The organism is Bradyrhizobium sp. F1.4.3 (genome assembly GCF_040548375.1).
Taxonomy (GTDB): Bacteria; Pseudomonadota; Alphaproteobacteria; order Rhizobiales; family Xanthobacteraceae; genus Bradyrhizobium.
The window spans coordinates 163,114-181,049 of record NZ_JBEPRN010000008.1 but is presented as its reverse complement, the minus strand read 5'-3'; the positions used below and the strand labels follow the sequence as shown (position 1 = coordinate 181,049).

Sequence of the window (17,936 nt, the reverse complement as noted above, 5' to 3'; positions counted from 1 at the left end):
GAGCCGCGGCGCCCGTCACGGGCGCCGCGGACGATTGCTTACTGCACGCGGGGCAGCACTTCGAACTGGTGGAAGGGCGGCGGCGAGGACAGCGTCCACTCCAGGGTGGTGGCGCCAGCACCCCAGGGATTGTCACCCGCCGGGACCTTCTTCATGAAGGCGTCGAGCACGCAATACAGGAAGATCAGCACACCGAAGCCGGAGATGTAGGAGCCGATCGACGAGACCAAATTCCAGCCCGCGAACGCGTCGGGATAGTCGACATAGCGGCGCGGCATGCCCGACAGGCCGAGGAAGTGCTGCGGGAAGAACACCAGATTAACACCGACGAAGGTGAACCAGAAATGAGCTTTCGCCAGCGTCTCGTTGTACATGTAGCCCGACATCTTCGGGAACCAGTAGTACCAGCCGGCGAAGATCGCGAACACCGCGCCGAGCGACAGCACATAGTGGAAGTGCGCGACGACGTAGTAGGTCTCCTGGAGCACGCGGTCGACGCCCGCATTCGCCAGCACGACGCCGGTGACGCCGCCGACCGTGAACAGGAAGATGAAGCCCACCGCCCAGATCATCGGAGCGCGGAATTCGATCGAGCCGCCCCACATCGTGGCGATCCAGGAGAAGACCTTCACGCCGGTCGGAACCGCGATCACCATGGTGGCGGCAACGAAATAGGCCTGCGTCGCCGAGGACATGCCGACCGTGTACATGTGGTGCGCCCACACCACGAAGCCGATGCCGCCGATCGCGACCATGGCGTAGGCCATGCCGAGATAGCCGAACACGGGCTTGCGCGAGAACGTCGAGACGATCTGGCTGATCATGCCGAAGCCGGGCAGGATCAGGATGTACACCTCGGGATGGCCGAAGAACCAGAACAGGTGCTGGAACAGCACGGGATCGCCACCGCCGTCGGGCGAGAAGAAGGTGGTGCCGAAATTGCGGTCGGTGAGCAGCATGGTGATCGCACCGGCGAGCACCGGCAGCGACAGCAGCAGCAGGAACACCGTCACCAGGATCGACCACACGAACAGCGGCATCTTGTGCAGGGTCATGCCCGGCGCGCGCATGTTGAAGATGGTGGTGATGAAATTGATGGCGCCGAGGATCGACGAAGCGCCCGCCAGATGCAGCGAGAGGATCGCGAAATCGACGGCAGGGCCCGGATGGCCCGTGGTCGACAGCGGCGCATACATGGTCCAGCCCGCGCCGACGCCGTTGGAGCCCGGCTCGCCCTCGACGAAGGTCGACAACAGGAGCAGCGCGAAGGAGGCCGGCAGCAGCCAGAACGAGATGTTGTTCATGCGCGGGAACGCCATGTCCGGCGCACCGATCATCAGCGGAACGAACCAGTTGCCGAAGCCGCCGATCATCGCCGGCATGACCATGAAGAAGATCATGATCAGGCCGTGGGAGGTCACGAAGACGTTATAAGTGTGCGTCTCGTGGAATATCTGCACGCCCGGATACATCAACTCGGCACGGATCGCGATCGACATCGCGGCACCGATGATGCCGGCGATGACCGCGAAGATCAGGTACATCGTGCCGATGTCCTTGTGATTGGTCGAATAGACGTAGCGCCGCCATCCGGTCGGATGGGCGTGCTCGTCATGTCCGTGGTCTTGCGCGTGATCGCCGTGTGCCGCTGCGCTCGTTGCCATTGTCAAATCCTGCCTTGCGTCCCATTCGGACCTTTGGAGGTCCCGCCCTTTATGTCGCTTTCAGTCCCCTTGAGCCGTCACCCGACGCCTACTGCGTCGGGCCGGCCGCGGAGGCGAAAGTGCTGGTGCCGCCGCTCGCATATTTCTTCTTCGCCGTTTCGACCCAGGAGGCGAACTCCTGGTCGCTCACCACACGCACCGCGATCGGCATGAAGGCGTGGTCCTTGCCGCACAATTCCGAGCACTGGCCGTAGAACATGCCGGTCTTGGTGGCCTTGAACCAGGTCTCGTTCAGCCGCCCCGGGATGGCGTCGATCTTGACGCCAAAAGCCGGCATCGCGAAGGCGTGGATGACGTCGGCGCCGGTGACCTGAACGCGGATCACCTTGTTGACCGGCACCACCATCTCGTTGTCGACGCCGAGCAGCCGGGGCTGCTTGTCCGCCGCCATCAGCGAATCAAACTCGAACTTGCCGTTGTCCGGATAGGCGTAGGACCAGTACCACTGCTTGCCGGTGGCTTTGATGGTCAGATCCGCCTTCGGCACGTCGAGCTCGAGGAACAGCAGACGGAACGACGGCACTGCGATGCCGACCAGGATCAGCACCGGAACCAGGGTCCACGCCACCTCGATCAGCGTGTTGTGGGTGGTCCGCGACGGCACCGGATTGGCCTTCGAGTTGAACTTCACGACCACGACCACGAGCAGCGCCAGCACGAACAGCGTGATCACGATGATGAGCACGGACAAGAAGTCGTGGAACCAGACAATATTGTCCATCACCGGAGACCCGGAGGCCTGAAGGTGCCATTCCCACGGCTCCGGCTGCCCGAGCTCGGCGAATGCCGCACCGCCCGTCGCCAGCGTGATGCCAGCCGCCACCAAGGCGATGGTGCCTATTCCCAGCAAATGCCGGCCCACCCGACCCATCGACATCCTCATGCCGTTCGCGCTCCCCTAACGAAATCACCCCAGGTGCATTCCCCTATTTCCGGGAAATGCTTATTCGACCCGCCCGTCCGACAAACCGCCGCTCAAGAATACCTCTAAGAGGAATTGGGGCCAGATCGCTAGAACGCCGAAATCAAGCCTCTCAAACCATAATTCTTGATCTATCGCAATGCAGTCTTCGGCTCCGTCTACCTGCCATCACCCGCAACATATTTCCCAGTAACATCAGACAAAAATACCGTTTCCCGGGATGCCGCGGCTTGACAGTTGAATTGTCCGCTGTAGGCACAGGCGGACGGCCGCGCAGGAACCTGATTCGTGCCGGCGATGGCGGGCCGATGCGGCGCGGGATTTGCCTTCATGATGCCGTCATTCCCGTATCAGTCCACCCGCGCGAGCGACCCAAGCGAGCAGAGGGACCGACCCCGATGGGGCATTCGAGATGCATGGCAAGGCCGGCTAACAGCCTCAAGACGCTGATCGGCCTCCTGACCGCCGCCCTTCTCCTTGCCTTGCCAGTCCTTGTCCTGCCGAGCCTCGCCCATGCGCAGGGCGCGGTGCGCTCCGTCCATGGCGACTGGCAGATCCGCTGCGACACCCCGCCCGGCGCCCAGGCCGAGCAATGCGCCCTGATCCAGAGCGTGGTGGCCGAGGACCGCTCCAATGCCGGTCTCACCGTGATCGTGCTGAAGACCGCCGACCAGAAGAGCCGCTTGATGCGCGTAGTCGCCCCCCTTGGCGTGCTGCTGCCCTCCGGCCTCGGGCTGAAGCTCGACAATCAGGACGTCGGCCGCGCCGGCTTCGTCCGCTGCCTGCCCAATGGCTGCGTCGCCGAGGTCGTCATGGACGACAAGCTGCTCGGCCAGCTCCGCAACGCCAAGACCGCGACCTTCATCATCTTCGAGACGCCGGAAGAAGGCATCGGCTTTCCGCTCAGCCTGAACGGGCTGGGCGAGGGATATGACAAGCTGCCGTAGGGTGGCGGGGCCCGCTAGAACAGCACCGCCATCTGGATCACGTTTTCATACACACAATCGACCTTGACCGCGTTGCGCGACAAGCCCTCCACGGCAAAGCCGACTCTCTCATAGAGAGCAATTGCGTTCCTGTTGGTCTCGCGCACCGTGAGCTCAACACGCGTGATGCCGGTAGCCTGCGCGGCGGCGAGCGCAGTCCTGATCAACCGTGTCCCGATGCCCTGGCCGCGAAAAGGTGGCAAAAGGCCCATACCGAGGATGCCGGCATGGGCATAGATCGGACGCGGATGTCGCCTGACGTCGCACCAGCCAACAACTTCACCGCCAGAAAGGGCGACGAATTGTGGATGCCCCCGCGCGATCATGTCGAGGACGAAGACGCGCGCAGCCTCCAGCGGAGGCGCCTCGAGAAAGGCCAGGTAGCGCCGCTCCCTGGCAACGGTATCGAGCGCGCGGTGGAAGCTTTCGATGTGCGTTTCCGATATGGCAATGATTTCAATCATGTCGATTCGGTAATGTGACGGTCCGCCCTCTCGCCGAACGGCCGGGAAGCCATTATCTTGCCAGACATCTCTCCGACAATGGGTGATCGATGACCGACCCTGCCACAACCTCCCTGCTCGACCGTGCCAATCTCGACCGCGACCAGGTTCGCCACGAGGTCGCGCGCGGGCTTGCCGGCGCCGACGATGGCGAATTGTTCCTGGAATACAGCCAGACCGAAGCGCTGATGTTCGACAATGGGCGGCTGAAGCAGGCGACCTACGACACCTCGCAGGGTTTTGGTCTGCGCGCCGTCAAGGACGACGCGGTCGGCTACGCACATTCCTCCGACATGTCGCTGCCGGCGCTGATTCGCGCTGCCGACGCGGTCGCAGCTGTCCGTGGCGGCTATTCCGGCAGCTTTGCCGCCCCGCCCCCGCACACCAATGTGCGGCTCTATGGCGACGACAATCCGCTTGATGCGCCGGGCTTCGAGACCAAGGTCAAGCTGCTCGCCGAAATCGACGCCTATCTGCGCGACAAGGATCCGCGGGTGCGCCAGGTCAGCGTCAGCCTGGGCGCGACCTGGCAGGTCGTCGAGATCCTGCGGCCCGACGGTGAAAGCTATCGCGACATCCGCCCGCTGGTGCGCGTGAACGTCTCCGTCGTCGCCGGCCAGGGCGATCGCCAGGAGAGCGGCAGCAAGGGCTATGGCGGACGCGCCGGCTATGCCGAATTCATCGAGAGCAAGAACTGGCGCGACGCCGCCGACGGCGCGCTGCGCGAGGCCTTGGTCAATCTGGAATCGATTCCCGCCCCCGCCGGCGAGATGGACGTCGTGTTAGGGGCCGGCTGGCCCGGCGTGATGCTGCATGAGGCGGTCGGACACGGCCTCGAAGGCGACTTCAATCGCAAGAAGACGTCTGCGTTTGCCGGCCTGATGGGCCAGCAGGTCGCGGCCAAGGGCGTCACCGTGGTCGACGACGGCACCATTGCCTCGCGCCGCGGCTCGCTCTCGATCGACGACGAGGGCACGCCGACCAACCGCACCGTGCTGATCGAGGACGGCATCCTGGTCGGCTACATGCAGGACCGCCAGAACGCGCGGTTGATGAACATGAAGCCGACCGGCAATGGCCGCCGCCAGGGCTATGCCCATGTGCCGATGCCGCGCATGACCAACACTTACATGCTCGCGGGCGACCGCGATCCGGCCGAGATCCTCGCCTCGGTGAAGAACGGCGTGTTCGCCGCGAATTTCGGCGGCGGTCAGGTCGACATCACCTCGGGCAAATACGTGTTCCAGTGCACCGAGGCCTACAAGATCGAGAACGGCAAGCTCGGCGCCCCGCTGAAAGGCGCCATGCTGATCGGCAACGGGCCAACCGATCTGCATCGCATCCGCATGATCGGCAACGACCTCGCGCTCGATACCGGCATCGGCACCTGCGGCAAGAACGGCCAGGGCGTCCCGGTTGGCGTCGGCCAGCCGTCGCTATTGATGGAGCGCATTACGGTGGGTGGAACGGGTGCATGAGCGTTGAAAAAGTGACTGTCACGACGAAGCGGAAGAGCAGCGGCTGGGCCGGCCAGCTGGTGCAACTCGCCGGCATCGTCGCCGCCGTGTTCATCGCCAAGGGCGCGCTGGCCGAGCCGTTTTACGTGCCGTCGGGTTCGATGGAGCCGACGCTCCTGATCGGCGACGCGCTGCTCGCCTCGAAATTCCCCTATGGCTACGGCACCTCGTCGCTGCCGATCCAGATCAACCTGCCGGAAACCGGCCGCGTGTTCGCGGAGACGCCGAAGCAAGGCGACGTTGTCGTGTTCCGCTGGCCCGGCGATCGCTCGCAGGCCTGGGTCAAGCGCGTGGTGGGACTGCCCGGCGACCGCATCCAGATGCGGCAGGGCCAGCTCTTCATCAACGATCGTCCCGCCGAATTGAAGCCGGATGGCGTCGGTGCGGCCGAGGACGACAATGGTGGCAGCGAGCCCGCCTATCGCTATATCGAGACGCTGCCGAATGGTGTGTCCCATCTGATCTTCAAGATGCGTGACAACGGCCCGCTCGACAACACGCCGGAGGTAACGGTTCCAGCCGGCCACCTCTTCGTGCTCGGCGATAACAGGGACAATTCTGCCGACAGCCGCGTGCCGCTGCGCTCCGGTGGAGTCGGCCTTTTGCCGGTCGACAATCTCGTCGGCCGTGCCGACGCCGTGCTCGGCTCCTGGGATCTCGGCATGCGCGGCCAGCCGGTTTGGACCTGGCTCTCCGGCTTCCGGCTCGCACGGTTCTTCACCGCCGTGCATTGAGTCGAATCCCATGACCTTCGACGACGTCAGAAAATTTGCGCTGACGTGGCCGGAGGTCGAGGACGGCACCTCCTACGGCACGCCGGCGCTGAAAGTTCGCAAGAAGATGCTGGCGCGTCTGAAGGAGGACGGCGACAGCTTGGTGATGCCAGATGTGCCGGTCGACGAGCGCACGCTGCTGGTCGAGAGTCAGCCGAAGATTTTCTACTTCACCGATCACTACGCGGACTATCCGATCGTGCTGATCCGCCTGTCCAAGGCCAGGCGCGCGATCGTCGAACCGTTTTTGCGGCGGCGGTGGCGCGTGCTCGCTTCGAAGGCGGCGGGGGCAAAGTATGACGTGGTGTGAGATCCCGTAGGGTGGCAAAGCGAAACGTGCCCACCACAACCGAACGCGATTGCGGATCAATGGTGGGCACGGCGCTTCGCGCCTTTGCCCACCACCGGCCTCCGAACGTTATCGCACCACGCCCGATGTGAATCCCGCCTTCCTACGCGGCGGCTTGATTTCCTTTTTCAGGAAGCAGCGCGCTTCGCGCCCGGTATAGCCGGGACGGGCGTAGGTGAAGGCGCGGCATTTACTGTCGGCGGTGCAGGCGGCCTTGCAGGCGTCCTCGCCCTCGCCCTCCTTGGGCTCGAAATTGCGCAAATCGCCGCCGGGGCGGTCGATCGAGGTCTCAACGCCCTCGACGCGCGGCTCGATCACGCCGGCGCCGCGTACGCCGGAGATACAGCAATTGCCCGGCAGCCGCGGCGGCACGGTGCTCTTGAGCCAGCACACCGCCGAGGCGCCGTCGATGTCGGGATAGCTGAAGCTCCAGGAGCGGCAACGCCGATCGCGCTCGCACAGCAGCGCACAATCCTCGGGATCACCTGATGTAACCGGCGTGTTGAAATAGTCGCCGCCGGGCCGGTCGAACGCCGTCTGGGCGCGTGCAGGTCCGCTCGCAAACACGAGCGAAAGCAGCGTGGCGCATGCCGCGATGCTTGCCAAGACCTTTGCCATGACAGCCCCAGGCAGGCGGCCCTTCCCCATCGGAACAGCTTTCGAGTTATTGACGGCGTTCAGGTTTTTTCAGCCTGTCATTTGATCGCCGCAAACCTGTATGGGCGATGAACGGCCTGAATCCTGGTCGTTGGTCTATCGAACTAGAAAGCGTATTCCGCGTAGGCTGGTTCCACCGAGCCCTTCCAGGGGCCGTTGAACTTCTCGAGCATCTCCTCGGCCGGCGTCCGGCCGGAATCGACGATGCGATCGAGCGGCTCCAGATGCCGCGTTTCGTCGCGGCCAAGCCCGTCGATGCGGCCGCGACGACGCAGGCCCGCATGTGCCAGAACGAGGCATTCCTTGGCGATCTCGAAGAGATAACGGTCCTTGATCCGCGCCTTGAAGCCGAAGCGCGGCACGTCGTCGCGCAGGGCTTGGCGCTCGGGCGCGGTCCAGTGCTTCACCATGTCCCAGGCGGCATCGAGCGACACATCGTCGTAGAGCAATCCGACCCAGAACGCCGGCAGCGCCGGCAGCCGGCCCCACGGGCCGCCGTCGGAGCCGCGCATCTCGAGATAACGCTTGAGCCGCACCTCCGGGAAGATCGTCGAGAGATGGTTGGCCCAGTCCGACAGCGTCGGACGCTCCCCGGGAAGGTTGTTGTTGCGGCCGTCGAAGAAGGCGCGGAACGAGGAGCCCGACACGTCGATGTATTCTTCGCCGCGCTTGACGAAATACATGGGCACGTCGAGCGCGTAGTCGACATAACGCTCGAAGCCCATGCCGTCCTCGAACGCCCACGGCATCATGCCCGAACGCGCATTATCGGTGTCGCGCCAGATCTCGGAGCGGAACGAGAGGAAGCCGTTCGGCTGGCCTTCGGTGAACGGTGAATTGGCGAACAAAGCGGTTGCGACCGGCTGAAGCGCGAGCGAGACGCGCAGCTTCTTGACCATGTCGGCTTCGGACGAGAAGTCGAGATTGGTCTGCACCGTGCAGGTCCGGTACATCATATCGAGGCCGTATTGGCCGACCTTCGGCATGTAATTGGTCATGATCTTGTAGCGGCCCTTGGGCATCACCGGGATGTCGGCGCGCGACCAGGACGGCGTCATGCCGAGCCCAAGGAATCCGATGCCGAGCGGCGTCGCGATCTCGCGCACCTGCGCAAGATGCGCCATCAACTCGCTCTGGGTCTGATGCACGTTCTCGACCGGGGCGCCTGAAAGTTCGAACTGCCCGCCGGGCTCGAGCGAGATCGCGCCGCCGCCGGTGACGTCGTAGAGCCCGATGATGTTGCCCTTCTCCATGATCGGCTCCCAGCCGAGCAGGAGCTTCATGCCTTCGAGCAGCGCGCCGATGCCGCGCGCGCCCTCGTAAGGCACGGGACAGTGGCCATCGAGCGTGAACGGCGTCTTCTCGTGCTCGGTGCCCATGCGGAATTCGGACGGGTGCTTGCAGCCTTCCTCGAACCACGCAACGAGCTCGTCGCGTGATTGGAGCGGCGTCATATCGATCTGGTCTCGCGCCATATCAAACTCTAATCAAAAGCGCTTCGACCGAATGCGCGCGGGTGACGGGGATGGTCCGCGAACCCACCGGGCGCGCGGACGTGCTGGTTTGCCGCGCGATCATCGCGACGGCGAGCTTTCGTTGACGTTGACGACGGGCGGCAGTTTCATCTCGCCGCACGAGCAGCCCAGCCGGTCGAGCAGATCACTGAGCTTGACGGCATCGGCATCGGACAGCTTCGAGCCGACATATTTCTCGATCGCGGCCGAATAGGCGCCCCACATCCGCTTCTGCAACTCACGGCCAGCCTCCGTGATCTCGACGAACTGGCCGCGCTTGTCGATCTTGCATTCGCGCCGGGAGGCGAGCCCCTCGTCGACCAGACGGTCGATCAGCCGCGAGGTGGAGTATTGCGGGATCAGCATCTGCCGTTCGAGTTCGACCGGCCGCAGCTCGCCCGAGGGCGCGCGCGACAATTCGAGCAGCGCGTCGTACCAGGCCAGCGGCGGGAAGCCCGCCTTCTTCAAGTCCTGCTCGACGCAATCGAGCACACGGCTCTGCACCCGCATCAGGCGGATCCAGGCGGCAGTTGCCTCGGTCGATGGTTTGCGTTTCATGGTCCCGCTCAAACTCGTCGCCTGCTTCTTACCCCATTCGATGCACCTGCATCAATCTTGCTATTCCATGCAGGTGCATGTAGGCATAGTTTCGTCTGAGCCAAGCCAAAAGAGGAGGAAATTCCATGAAACTGTATTACTCGCCCGGCGCCTGCTCACTGTCCCCTCACATCGCGCTCCTGGAGGCCGACCTGCCCTATGAGCTGGTCAAGGTCGATCTCCGGGCCAAGAAGCTCGAGAACGGCGACGACTATCTGAAGGTGAATCCGAAGGGTCAGGTCCCCGCGCTGGGCCTCGACAGCGGCGAGATCGTGACCGAAGGCCCGGTCATTGTCCAGATGATCGCCGACCAGGCGTCGGCCAAGGCACTGGCGCCCGCCCACGGCAGTTCCGAGCGCTACAAGCTGCTCGAATGGCTGAACTTCCTCACCTCGGAGGTCCACAAGAGCTTTGGTCCGCTGTTCGCGCCGGCGCTCAATGACGAGGCCAAGGCGTTCTTCAAGGACCGTGTCATGGGCAAGCTGAAATACATCGACAGCCAGCTCGCCGGCCGCGACTACCTCATGGGCAAGCAGTTCACGGTGGCCGACGGCTACCTCTTCACCATGCTGACCTGGGGCGACCGGATGAAGTTCGACCTGTCGGCGATGCCGAACCTTACCGCCTACAAGGCCCGCGTCACGGCGCGGCCGAAGGTGCAGGAGGCGCTGAAGAAGGAGGGGCTGGCGCAGGCCGCCTGAGCCGAGGTAACCATCGACACGCGAAAGGCCGGATCGAAGATCCGGCCTTTTCTGTTGTCGCACCGCGAGGTGCGTAGCCCGGCTGAAGCGAAGCGCAATCCGGGAGCGCCGCTTCTGTTGGTGGCCGGATTTCGCTTCGCACCATCCAGGCTACGAACCGCCGAGTGCCAGACCATCGTAGCTCAGGATACGACTTATGAACTGATGTTCACCACAAGTAAGTAATGCTGTCTTGTCACTGCCTGCGAAGCGGGCAAAGCTCAATTGTAGATTGCGTGTACTCGCATTGGAGTTGAACTTGACGATTGCCTTATTGCTGATGCTGGCAAGTGCGTTAGTAGGAATGGCGACCGGTTTTGTATTCAAGATCTGGGCGTTGGTCCTGATCTCGCCGCTCATCGCAATATTTTCCGCGATTGTGTTGCGTTCCCACGAGTTCGGCCTCGTCCCTGGCGTAACCGTCATTGCCGTTTGTCTGGCCGTCTGCCAGCTCGCTTATCTGGCGGCAACTTATCTCCTGCATACGCGGGAAATTTCATTTCATGACGAGGTCGACGGCGAGCCAGACGAGAAGAGCGAGCAGAAAATCCGCCGCCAGCACAAGTAACGCCAAAGCTGCCCAAAACACCGGACCCTTGCGACGCAAACGTGCAGGCTTTTGCTGCGGCAAGAGGCGGCCAAGCGCAGGCGCAACAGTATATTTCGTGACGATATCGCGATCGAGCGCGGTCTTCCGCAGCACCAAAGAGTTCATCAAGGACACTTTCTTATTTCGTCTTCAACTTGCCGGCAGAGCGGCAAGTGTCCCAACAACATTATCCGCCTGATTAGCAAGAGTAGTGCCAAGGCTGAGCAAAAGAACGGCGCCGCTTTGACCCGTCTATGACAATTGCGCGACAGGACGACATTGCGATCATGCATGCTTTTCAGGCCGGACTCTGTGACGGGTTCCACAAACCAGCAAAAAAGCCTGATGCGATCATGATGAGACCGGCCCGGACAAGCGAAAGGCCGGATCGATGATCCGGCCTTTGGCGTGTGCGGGCGATAGCATCTCGGAAACGCTCACGACCACACGATGTCGTGAGCGTTCTGTGGCAAAGCGTCAGGCAGCAGCCGCCTTCTTCGGCGCGAAGCGGCCGTAGAAGGTTTCTCCCTTCGCCGCCATCTCTTCCAGCAGCTTCGGCGGCGTGAAGCGCGATCCGTATTTCGCCTCTAACTTGTGGCAGAGCTCGACGAACGCCTTGGTGCCCATGAAGTCGATGTAGGACAACGTGCCGCCGGTGAACGGCGCAAAGCCGAAGCCGAGGATCGAGCCGACATCTGCCTCGCGCGGATCGGTGATGACATGATCCTCCACAGTGCGCGCGGCTTCCACCGCCTGCACCACCAGGAAGCGCTGCTTCAGCTCTTCGACGTCGAGCGTGTCAGGGTCGAGCTGCTTCGGCTGCAGCGCCGAGAGACCCGGCCACAGGCTCTTCTGACCCTTGCCCTTCTCGGGATAGTCGTAAAAACCCTTGCTGTTCTTGCGGCCCAGGCGGCCCTGCTTCTCCACCATCTCCACCATCAGCTTCTTCTGATCAGGGTTGATGGCGTTGGGGCCGAGATCGGCTTCGGTGGCCTTCATGATCCTGAGGCCAAGGTCGAGCGCGACTTCATCCGACAACGAGAGCGGACCGACCGGCATGCCGGCCATCTTGGCGCAGTTCTCGATCATCGCCGGCGGCACGCCTTCCAGAAACATCTCGTTGCCTTCGGCGACGTAGCGGCCGACGCAGCGGTTGGCGAAGAAGCCGCGGCTGTCGTTGACGACGATTGGCGTCTTGCCGATCTGCCGGACGTAATCGAGCGCGGTCGCGAGCGCGAGGTCCCCGGTGTTCTTGCCCTTGATGATCTCGACCAGCATCATCTTCTCGACTGGCGAGAAGAAGTGGATGCCGACGAACTTGCCCTGGTCCTTGAAGGCTTCCGCAAGCGAGGTGATCGGCAGCGTCGAGGTGTTGGACGCGAAGATCACGTCCGGCTTCAGATATTCCTGCGCCTTGGCAAACGTCTCCGCCTTGACCTTGCGGTCCTCGAATACGGCCTCGATGACGAGGTCGACATCCCTGAGCGTGGCGTAGTCCGCTGTCGGCGTGATGCGCGCGAGCAGCGCTTCGGCGTCAGCGGGCTTGGCGCGGCCCTTCTTGATCTGCTCCTCGATTACCTTCTGCGCGTGCGCCTTGCCTTTGTCGGCGCTCTCCTGGTCGCGGTCGATCAGGACGACGTCGAGGCCGGCGCGCGCCGAGACGTAGCCGACGCTGGCCCCCATGAAGCCGGCGCCGATCACGGCGATCCTTTTCACCTTGGTCGGCGGGACGTCCTTCGGACGGCGCGCGCCCTTGTTCAGCTCCTGCATCGACAGGAACAGGCTGCGGATCATCGCCGCCGCTTCCTTCGAGCGCAGCACCGAGGTGAAGTAGCGCGACTCGACGCGCAAGCCAGCGTCGATCGGCAACTGAAGGCCTTCGTAGACGCAGCTCATGATCGCACGCGCGGCCGGATAGTTGTCGTAGGTCTCGCGGCGATAGATGGCGTTGCCGGCCGGGAACATCATCATGCCGGCCTTTGAGAACACGGGACCGCCCGGCAGCTTAAAACCCTTCTCATCCCAAGGCGCGACGGCCTTGCCACCGCCCTTGATCCAGTCTTTCGCCGCCTTGATGAGGTCGGCGGCCGGAACGATGGCGTGAATCAGATTGAGCTGCTTCGCCTTGTCGACCGTAACCGGATCGCCCTTGAGCAAAATGGTCATCGCATCCTGCGGCTGCACCAGACGCGGCACCCGCTGCGTGCCGCCGGCGCCGGGAAACAGGCCGACCTTGACCTCGGGCAGGCCGAGACGGGTCTTGGGATTTTCGGCCGCAACACGATAGTGGCAGCACAGCGTGATCTCGAAACCGCCGCCGAGCGCGAGGCCGTTGATCGCAGCCGCCCACGGCTTGCCGGAGGTCTCGATGGAGCGCAGCACCAGCGAGAAGCGGCGGGCCTGGTCGAACAGCATCTGATTGGCCGCGGTCTCGCCCTGCTCCTTGAAGACCTTTGCGTAGGCATGGTTCATGCCTTCGAGCATCGAGAGATCGGCGCCGGCGCAGAACGCCTCTTTCGCAGAGGTGATGACGACGCCCTTCACCGCGGTGTCAGCAGTCGTTTCCTTGACGATCGCGTCGAGCTCGCTGGTCGAGGTTTCGTCGAGCACGTTCATCGAACGGCCCGGGATGTCCCAGGTGACGAGTGCGATGCCGTCGGCGTCGGTCTCAACCTTGAAGTTCTTGTAAGCCATGTTGGTTGCTCCCCTACCCTTAGACGCGCTCGATGATGGTCGCGGTGCCCATGCCGCCGCCGATGCACAGCGTCACAAGGGCGGTGGACTTGTTGGTGCGCTCGAGCTCGTCGAGCACGGTGCCCAAAATCATCGCGCCGGTCGCACCGAGCGGATGGCCGAGCGCGATGGCGCCGCCGTTGACATTGATCTTGGCGTTGTCGATGTCGAAGGCCTGGATGTAGCGTAGCACCACCGAGGCGAAGGCTTCGTTGAGCTCGAACAGGTCGATGTCCGACTTCTTCATGCCTGAGCGCGCGAACAGCTTCTCTGTGACGTCGACCGGGCCGGTCAGCATCATCGCGGGCTCGGAGCCGATATTGGCGAAAGCGCGGATCTTTGCACGCGGCTTCAGGCCGTACTTGCTGGCCGCTTCCTTGCTGCCGAGCAGCACGGCGCCGGCGCCGTCGACGATGCCGGACGAATTGCCGGCGTGGTGCACGTAATTGACGCGCTCGATCTCCGGATGCGACTGCACGGCGACGCCGTCAAAGCCGCCCATCTGCGCCATCATCGTGAACGACGGCTGGAGCTGCGCCAGCGACTGCATCGTCGTCGAGGGACGCATGTGCTCGTCCTTGGCGAGGAGGGTGAGGCCGTTGATGTCCTTCACCGGCACCACGGACTTGTTGAAGCGGCCTTCGTCCCAGGCCTTGCCCGCGCGCTGCTGGCTCTGCACGGCATAGGCGTCAACGTCGTCGCGCGAGAAGCCGTACTTCGTGGCGATGAGATCGGCCGAGACGCCCTGCGGCATGAAGTAGGACGGCACCGCCATCGAGGGATCCATTGGCCAGGCGCCGCCGGAAGCACCGATGCCGACGCGGCTCATCGATTCGGCACCGCCGCCGATCACGAGCTCGTGCTGGCCGCTCATGACCTGGGCTGCAGCAAAATTTACGGCGTCGAGGCCGGAAGCACAGAAGCGGCTGATCTGCACACCGGGCACGGCTTCGCCGAGACCCGCCTTCAGCGCTGCGAAGCGCGCAATGTCGCTTCCGGCTTCGCCGACCGGATCGACCACGCCGAGCACGACGTCATCGACGCAATCCTCCGGCAGGTTGTTGCGGTCCTTCAGCGCCTTCAGCGGCACCGTGGCCAGCGCCAGCGCGGTGACTTCATGGAGCGCGCCGTCGGCCTTGCCGCGGCCGCGGGGGGTGCGGACGTGATCGTAGATGAATGCCTCAGGCATGACGCCCTCCTGATATGATGTTCATAATAAGATAGTGGGTCGGACGCGGCGGCGGAAGCGGCCTCAGAACGCTTCCGCCGGCAATTCCATGATGGTGGCGGAGCCGGCCTGGATGCGCGCGAGATTGGCCGCAGTCTCCGGCAGCATCCGCTCCATGAAGAAGCGGCCGGTGACGAGTTTTGTCGAGAGATAGGGCGTGGCGCCACTTGCAGCGATCTTGGCTTGCGTCACCTTGGCCATCCGCGCCCACATATAGCCCAGCGCGACGAAGCCAAAGAGATGCAGATAGTCGGTTGCGGCGGCGCCGGCATTGTCCGGCTTCGCCATCGCGTTCTGCATCAGCCAGGTGGTGGCATGCTGGAGGTGGCCGAGCGCAGTCGAGAGCGGGGTGATGAACGGCTGCATCGCCTCGTCGTTGCCGTTCTCCTTGGCAAAGCCCATGACCTCGCCGAAGAAGGCCATGATGGCGCGGCCGCCGTCGCGCGGCAGCTTGCGGCCGACAAGGTCGAGCGCCTGGATGCCGTTGGCGCCTTCATAGATCATGGCGATGCGGGCATCGCGCACGAACTGCTCCATGCCCTGCTCGGCGATATAGCCGTGGCCGCCATACATCTGCTGCGCCTGCACCGCGTTGGCAAAGCCGTAATCGGTGAGGAAGCCCTTCAGCACGGGCGTCATCAGGCCCATGTGATCGTCGGCGGCTTGGCGATCCTTGAGATCTTCCGAGCGGTGGGCGACGTCGCTCTTCAGCGCGGTCCACATCACGAAGGCGCGCGCGGCCTCGTTGAAGGCGCGGATCGAGAGCAGCGTGCGGCGCACGTCGGGATGCACGATGATCGGATCGGCCGGCTTGTCCGGCGCTTTGGTGCCGGTCAGCGAACGGCCCTGGATGCGCTCGCGGGCGTAGGCGACCGCGTTCTGATAGGCGACTTCGGACTGCGCGAGGCCCTGCACGGCGACGCCGAGGCGGGCCTCGTTCATCATCACGAACATGCCCTGCATGCCCTTGTTCTCTTCGCCGATCAGCCAGCCGGTGGCGCTATCATAGTTCATCACGCAGGTGGAATTGCCGTGGATGCCCATCTTGTGCTCGATCGAGCCGCAGACCACGCCATTGCGGGCGCCGACCGAACCGTCGGCATTGACCAGGAACTTCGGCACCACGAACAGCGACACGCCCTTGATGCCAGCCGGCGCGCCCTCGATGCGGGCGAGCACGAGATGGATGATGTTGGGAGCGAGGTCATGCTCGCCGGCCGAGATGAAGATCTTGGTGCCAGTGATCTTGAAGCTGCCGTCAGCCTGGCGCACCGCCTTGGTGCGGAGCATGCCGAGATCGGTGCCGCACTGCGGCTCGGTCAGGTTCATGGTGCCAGTCCATTCGCCGGCGACCATCTTCGGCACATAGGTCTTCTTCTGCTCGGGGCTACCGTGCACGATCAGGGCCGCAGTCGCCCCCATGGTGAGGCCGCCATACATCGAGAACGCCATATTGGCAGAGATCTGGAATTCGTTGACCGCCTGGCTCAGCGTCACCGGCAGGCCCTGCCCGCCGAACTCGGTCGGTGCCGACAGGCCGAGCCAGCCGCCCTCGGCGACCTGCTTGAAGGCGTCCTTGAACCCCTTCGGCGTGGTGACGCTGCCGTCGTCGGCGCGCTTGCAGCCTTCGAGATCGCCGACACGGTTGAGCGGCTGGAGCACCTCTTCGGAGAGCTTTGCGGCTTCGCCCAGGATCGCTTCGCGCACGTCGCTCGACGCGTCGGAGAAGCCGGCCAGATTGTCGTAGCGGTCGATCTGGAAAACGTCGTTGAGCAGGAAGTTCACGTCTTCGACGGGGGCTTTATAGATCGGCATGGCGTTCTCCCGGCAGGGTCAAGATTGGGCGGCGAGCTGCTCCGCCATCAGGCGATGCAGCATGTTGATGGCCTTGAGCGGGCGTACCATCACCTTGAACTGGGTGATGCGGCCCTCGGTATCGAAGGTGATGATGTCGACGCCGTTGATCTCGATGCCGTCGATCATGGTCTTGAATTCGAGCACGACGCCGTTGGCGCTGGTCCACTCGCCGACATAGGTGAAGCCGGGCCCACCGAGCACCTTCTCGGCGCTCGACAGATATTTGAAGGTGATGTCGCGGCCGCGCTGTGGGCTATGCACGACAGGGCTTTCGAACACGGCATCGGGATGCAGGAGGTCCCAGAGCGCTGTGCGGTCATGAGACTTCATATAGCCGTACCAGGTATCGAGGCCGGTCATGGTCAGGGTGCCTCCCTCAAAGGCCGTGGCAAAAAAACTGAAAAACAACCCCATGCACAGTAGCGCGAAGGCCGATGCCGGCGGGTCTGGGAGCCCGGTTCATATGCACATTGACGCATATGCACCGATACGCATAAAGTCAAGTCAATTGGTCGGGACCTCTTAATAAGGGAGCTGGTGCCATGGCGCTGGGCGACGCAATCCTCGCATGCCTGACAGAACGTCCGATGACGGGCTACGAGCTCGCCAAGACGTTCGACTCCTCGATCGGCTTCTTCTGGAAGGCCGACCACCAGCAGATCTATCGCGAGCTCTCCAAGCTGCGCGACCGCGGCTACATCCAGGGCCGCGAGGTCGTGCAATCCGGCAAGCCCAACAAGCTGGTTTATACGCTCACTCCCGAAGGCAGAACAGCGCTGCGGCACTGGGCCGCGCGACCGAGCACCCCGCCTTCGATCAAGGACGATTTGCTGGTGCGGCTCCATGCGCTCGACAGCATCGATATCGAACCCCTGCGCACCGATTTGATGGCGCGGCTGGAGCACCACCGCGACCGCCACGCCAACTACGAACGCATCCTGAAAAAGCGTTTTCCGGACGAAACGGCGTCAGGCGTGCTCGACCTCGGCAACCTGCTCCTGCTCCGCCTCGGCGCCCGGCACGAGCAGATGGTGGCCGACTTCTGCGAGGAGACGCTCGAGGCGCTGTCGGCGATGAGCGGCAACGGCACGGTGGTGCCGCTGGAGGACGGCAAGCGCGAGGGGAAGGGCCCGTAAGCGCCAACGTTGCGCGGGACGCCGCCACCTCCTCCACTGTCATCGCCCACTTCGCGGGGCATGACATCGGTTGCGTAGCGCCCCCCGGTTCCCGCCGCCCAACTTTAAGAC

Annotated in this window: 17 protein-coding genes; 7 read left to right on the top strand and 10 right to left on the bottom strand. The window is 63.5% G+C overall.

What is annotated here, in order from left to right; genetic code table 11:
- Positions 1 to 38: 38 nt before the first annotated feature.
- Both ctaD and coxB read right to left on the bottom strand, forming a co-directional pair.
- The gene (gene ctaD, locus ABIB73_RS21940; protein WP_354227243.1) at positions 39 to 1,664 is read right to left on the bottom strand and encodes a cytochrome c oxidase subunit I; all 1,626 of its coding nucleotides are present in this window, start codon (positions 1,662 to 1,664) and stop codon (positions 39 to 41) included.
- An 88-nt stretch (positions 1,665 to 1,752) separates the two neighbouring features.
- On the bottom strand, positions 1,753 to 2,607 hold the full coding sequence (gene coxB, locus ABIB73_RS21935; protein WP_354227241.1) for a cytochrome c oxidase subunit II: 855 nt from the start codon (positions 2,605 to 2,607) through the stop codon (positions 1,753 to 1,755).
- 437 nt (positions 2,608 to 3,044) lie between these two features.
- Here coxB and ABIB73_RS21930 point away from each other — a divergent pair, with 437 nt between their 5' ends.
- Positions 3,045 to 3,593, top strand: coding sequence for an invasion associated locus B family protein (locus ABIB73_RS21930; protein ID WP_354227239.1), 549 nt, complete (start codon positions 3,045 to 3,047; stop codon positions 3,591 to 3,593).
- Positions 3,594 to 3,607: 14 nt separating this feature from the next.
- Here ABIB73_RS21930 and ABIB73_RS21925 read toward each other — a convergent pair whose 3' ends face one another.
- Positions 3,608 to 4,096 carry a GNAT family N-acetyltransferase gene (locus ABIB73_RS21925; RefSeq protein ID WP_354227237.1) on the bottom strand — a complete coding sequence of 163 codons (489 nt, stop codon included), beginning with the start codon at positions 4,094 to 4,096 and terminating at the stop codon, positions 3,608 to 3,610.
- Between the two features lie 89 nt (positions 4,097 to 4,185).
- Between ABIB73_RS21925 and tldD the strand changes: the two genes are divergently transcribed.
- Genes tldD through ABIB73_RS21910 form a run of 3 tightly spaced genes read left to right on the top strand, consistent with a single transcriptional unit; the run spans position 4,186 to position 6,735 of the window.
- On the top strand, positions 4,186 to 5,613 hold the full coding sequence (tldD, locus tag ABIB73_RS21920; RefSeq protein WP_354227235.1) for a metalloprotease TldD: 1,428 nt from the start codon (positions 4,186 to 4,188) through the stop codon (positions 5,611 to 5,613).
- Positions 5,610 to 6,386 (top strand): signal peptidase I, encoded by a 777-nt coding sequence (lepB, locus tag ABIB73_RS21915; RefSeq protein ID WP_354227234.1) that lies wholly within the window; start codon positions 5,610 to 5,612, stop codon positions 6,384 to 6,386. Before tldD ends, lepB begins: the two co-directional genes overlap by 4 nt.
- A 10-nt stretch (positions 6,387 to 6,396) precedes the next feature.
- Positions 6,397 to 6,735, top strand: coding sequence for an MmcQ/YjbR family DNA-binding protein (locus ABIB73_RS21910; protein ID WP_354227232.1), 339 nt, complete (start codon positions 6,397 to 6,399; stop codon positions 6,733 to 6,735).
- 108 nt (positions 6,736 to 6,843) lie between these two features.
- On the opposite strand, the gene ABIB73_RS21905 is transcribed toward ABIB73_RS21910, so the two are convergent.
- From ABIB73_RS21905 to ABIB73_RS21895, 3 genes are all read right to left on the bottom strand, one after another.
- Positions 6,844 to 7,422, bottom strand: a complete 579-nt coding sequence (locus tag ABIB73_RS21905) for a PAN domain-containing protein (RefSeq protein WP_354227230.1) — start codon at positions 7,420 to 7,422, stop codon at positions 6,844 to 6,846.
- A 113-nt stretch (positions 7,423 to 7,535) separates the two neighbouring features.
- The gene (locus ABIB73_RS21900) at positions 7,536 to 8,906 is read right to left on the bottom strand and encodes a glutamate--cysteine ligase (protein WP_354227228.1); all 1,371 of its coding nucleotides are present in this window, start codon (positions 8,904 to 8,906) and stop codon (positions 7,536 to 7,538) included.
- 99 nt (positions 8,907 to 9,005) lie between these two features.
- The gene (locus tag ABIB73_RS21895) at positions 9,006 to 9,503 is read right to left on the bottom strand and encodes a MarR family winged helix-turn-helix transcriptional regulator (protein WP_354227226.1); all 498 of its coding nucleotides are present in this window, start codon (positions 9,501 to 9,503) and stop codon (positions 9,006 to 9,008) included.
- Positions 9,504 to 9,628: 125 nt separating this feature from the next.
- Between ABIB73_RS21895 and gstA the strand changes: the two genes are divergently transcribed.
- Together gstA and ABIB73_RS21885 are read left to right on the top strand one after the other, a co-directional pair.
- Positions 9,629 to 10,243 carry a glutathione transferase GstA gene (gene gstA, locus ABIB73_RS21890; RefSeq protein ID WP_354227224.1) on the top strand — a complete coding sequence of 205 codons (615 nt, stop codon included), beginning with the start codon at positions 9,629 to 9,631 and terminating at the stop codon, positions 10,241 to 10,243.
- Between the two features lie 298 nt (positions 10,244 to 10,541).
- Positions 10,542 to 10,850, top strand: coding sequence for a hypothetical protein (locus tag ABIB73_RS21885; RefSeq protein WP_354227222.1), 309 nt, complete (start codon positions 10,542 to 10,544; stop codon positions 10,848 to 10,850).
- Between the two features lie 498 nt (positions 10,851 to 11,348).
- On the opposite strand, the gene ABIB73_RS21880 is transcribed toward ABIB73_RS21885, so the two are convergent.
- The 4 genes from ABIB73_RS21880 to ABIB73_RS21865 all read right to left on the bottom strand — a co-directional run bounded on the left by ABIB73_RS21880 (position 11,349) and on the right by ABIB73_RS21865 (position 17,049).
- Entirely contained in the window at positions 11,349 to 13,565 is a 2,217-nt protein-coding gene (locus ABIB73_RS21880) for an FAD-dependent oxidoreductase (protein WP_354227220.1), read from the bottom strand.
- Positions 13,566 to 13,584: 19 nt separating this feature from the next.
- Positions 13,585 to 14,793: an acetyl-CoA C-acetyltransferase gene (locus ABIB73_RS21875; RefSeq protein WP_354227218.1), complete on the bottom strand. Its 1,209-nt coding sequence runs from the start codon at positions 14,791 to 14,793 to the stop codon at positions 13,585 to 13,587.
- A 63-nt stretch (positions 14,794 to 14,856) separates the two neighbouring features.
- On the bottom strand, positions 14,857 to 16,647 hold the full coding sequence (locus ABIB73_RS21870; protein ID WP_354227216.1) for an acyl-CoA dehydrogenase C-terminal domain-containing protein: 1,791 nt from the start codon (positions 16,645 to 16,647) through the stop codon (positions 14,857 to 14,859).
- A gap of 18 nt (positions 16,648 to 16,665) precedes the next feature.
- Complete coding sequence (locus ABIB73_RS21865) at positions 16,666 to 17,049, bottom strand: nuclear transport factor 2 family protein (RefSeq protein ID WP_354227214.1); 384 nt, start codon at positions 17,047 to 17,049, stop codon at positions 16,666 to 16,668.
- A gap of 182 nt (positions 17,050 to 17,231) precedes the next feature.
- Here ABIB73_RS21865 and ABIB73_RS21860 point away from each other — a divergent pair, with 182 nt between their 5' ends.
- Entirely contained in the window at positions 17,232 to 17,825 is a 594-nt protein-coding gene (locus tag ABIB73_RS21860; protein WP_354227212.1) for a PadR family transcriptional regulator, read from the top strand.
- The last annotated feature ends 111 nt before the right edge of the window (positions 17,826 to 17,936 follow it).

Excerpts from the sequence above, each read along its gene's own strand:
- ctaD (WP_354227243.1), bottom strand. The coding sequence starts at position 1,664 with ATGGCAACGAGCGCAGCGGCACACGGCGATCACGCGCAAGACCACGGA.
- coxB (WP_354227241.1), bottom strand. The coding sequence starts at position 2,607 with ATGAGGATGTCGATGGGTCGGGTGGGCCGGCATTTGCTGGGAATAGGC.
- ABIB73_RS21930 (WP_354227239.1), top strand. The coding sequence starts at position 3,045 with ATGGGGCATTCGAGATGCATGGCAAGGCCGGCTAACAGCCTCAAGACG.
- ABIB73_RS21925 (WP_354227237.1), bottom strand. The coding sequence starts at position 4,096 with ATGATTGAAATCATTGCCATATCGGAAACGCACATCGAAAGCTTCCAC.
- tldD (WP_354227235.1), top strand. The coding sequence starts at position 4,186 with ATGACCGACCCTGCCACAACCTCCCTGCTCGACCGTGCCAATCTCGAC.
- lepB (WP_354227234.1), top strand. The coding sequence starts at position 5,610 with ATGAGCGTTGAAAAAGTGACTGTCACGACGAAGCGGAAGAGCAGCGGC.
- ABIB73_RS21910 (WP_354227232.1), top strand. The coding sequence starts at position 6,397 with ATGACCTTCGACGACGTCAGAAAATTTGCGCTGACGTGGCCGGAGGTC.
- ABIB73_RS21905 (WP_354227230.1), bottom strand. The coding sequence starts at position 7,422 with ATGGGGAAGGGCCGCCTGCCTGGGGCTGTCATGGCAAAGGTCTTGGCA.
- ABIB73_RS21900 (WP_354227228.1), bottom strand. The coding sequence starts at position 8,906 with ATGGCGCGAGACCAGATCGATATGACGCCGCTCCAATCACGCGACGAG.
- ABIB73_RS21895 (WP_354227226.1), bottom strand. The coding sequence starts at position 9,503 with ATGAAACGCAAACCATCGACCGAGGCAACTGCCGCCTGGATCCGCCTG.
- gstA (WP_354227224.1), top strand. The coding sequence starts at position 9,629 with ATGAAACTGTATTACTCGCCCGGCGCCTGCTCACTGTCCCCTCACATC.
- ABIB73_RS21880 (WP_354227220.1), bottom strand. The coding sequence starts at position 13,565 with ATGGCTTACAAGAACTTCAAGGTTGAGACCGACGCCGACGGCATCGCA.
- ABIB73_RS21875 (WP_354227218.1), bottom strand. The coding sequence starts at position 14,793 with ATGCCTGAGGCATTCATCTACGATCACGTCCGCACCCCCCGCGGCCGC.
- ABIB73_RS21870 (WP_354227216.1), bottom strand. The coding sequence starts at position 16,647 with ATGCCGATCTATAAAGCCCCCGTCGAAGACGTGAACTTCCTGCTCAAC.
- ABIB73_RS21865 (WP_354227214.1), bottom strand. The coding sequence starts at position 17,049 with ATGACCGGCCTCGATACCTGGTACGGCTATATGAAGTCTCATGACCGC.
- ABIB73_RS21860 (WP_354227212.1), top strand. The coding sequence starts at position 17,232 with ATGGCGCTGGGCGACGCAATCCTCGCATGCCTGACAGAACGTCCGATG.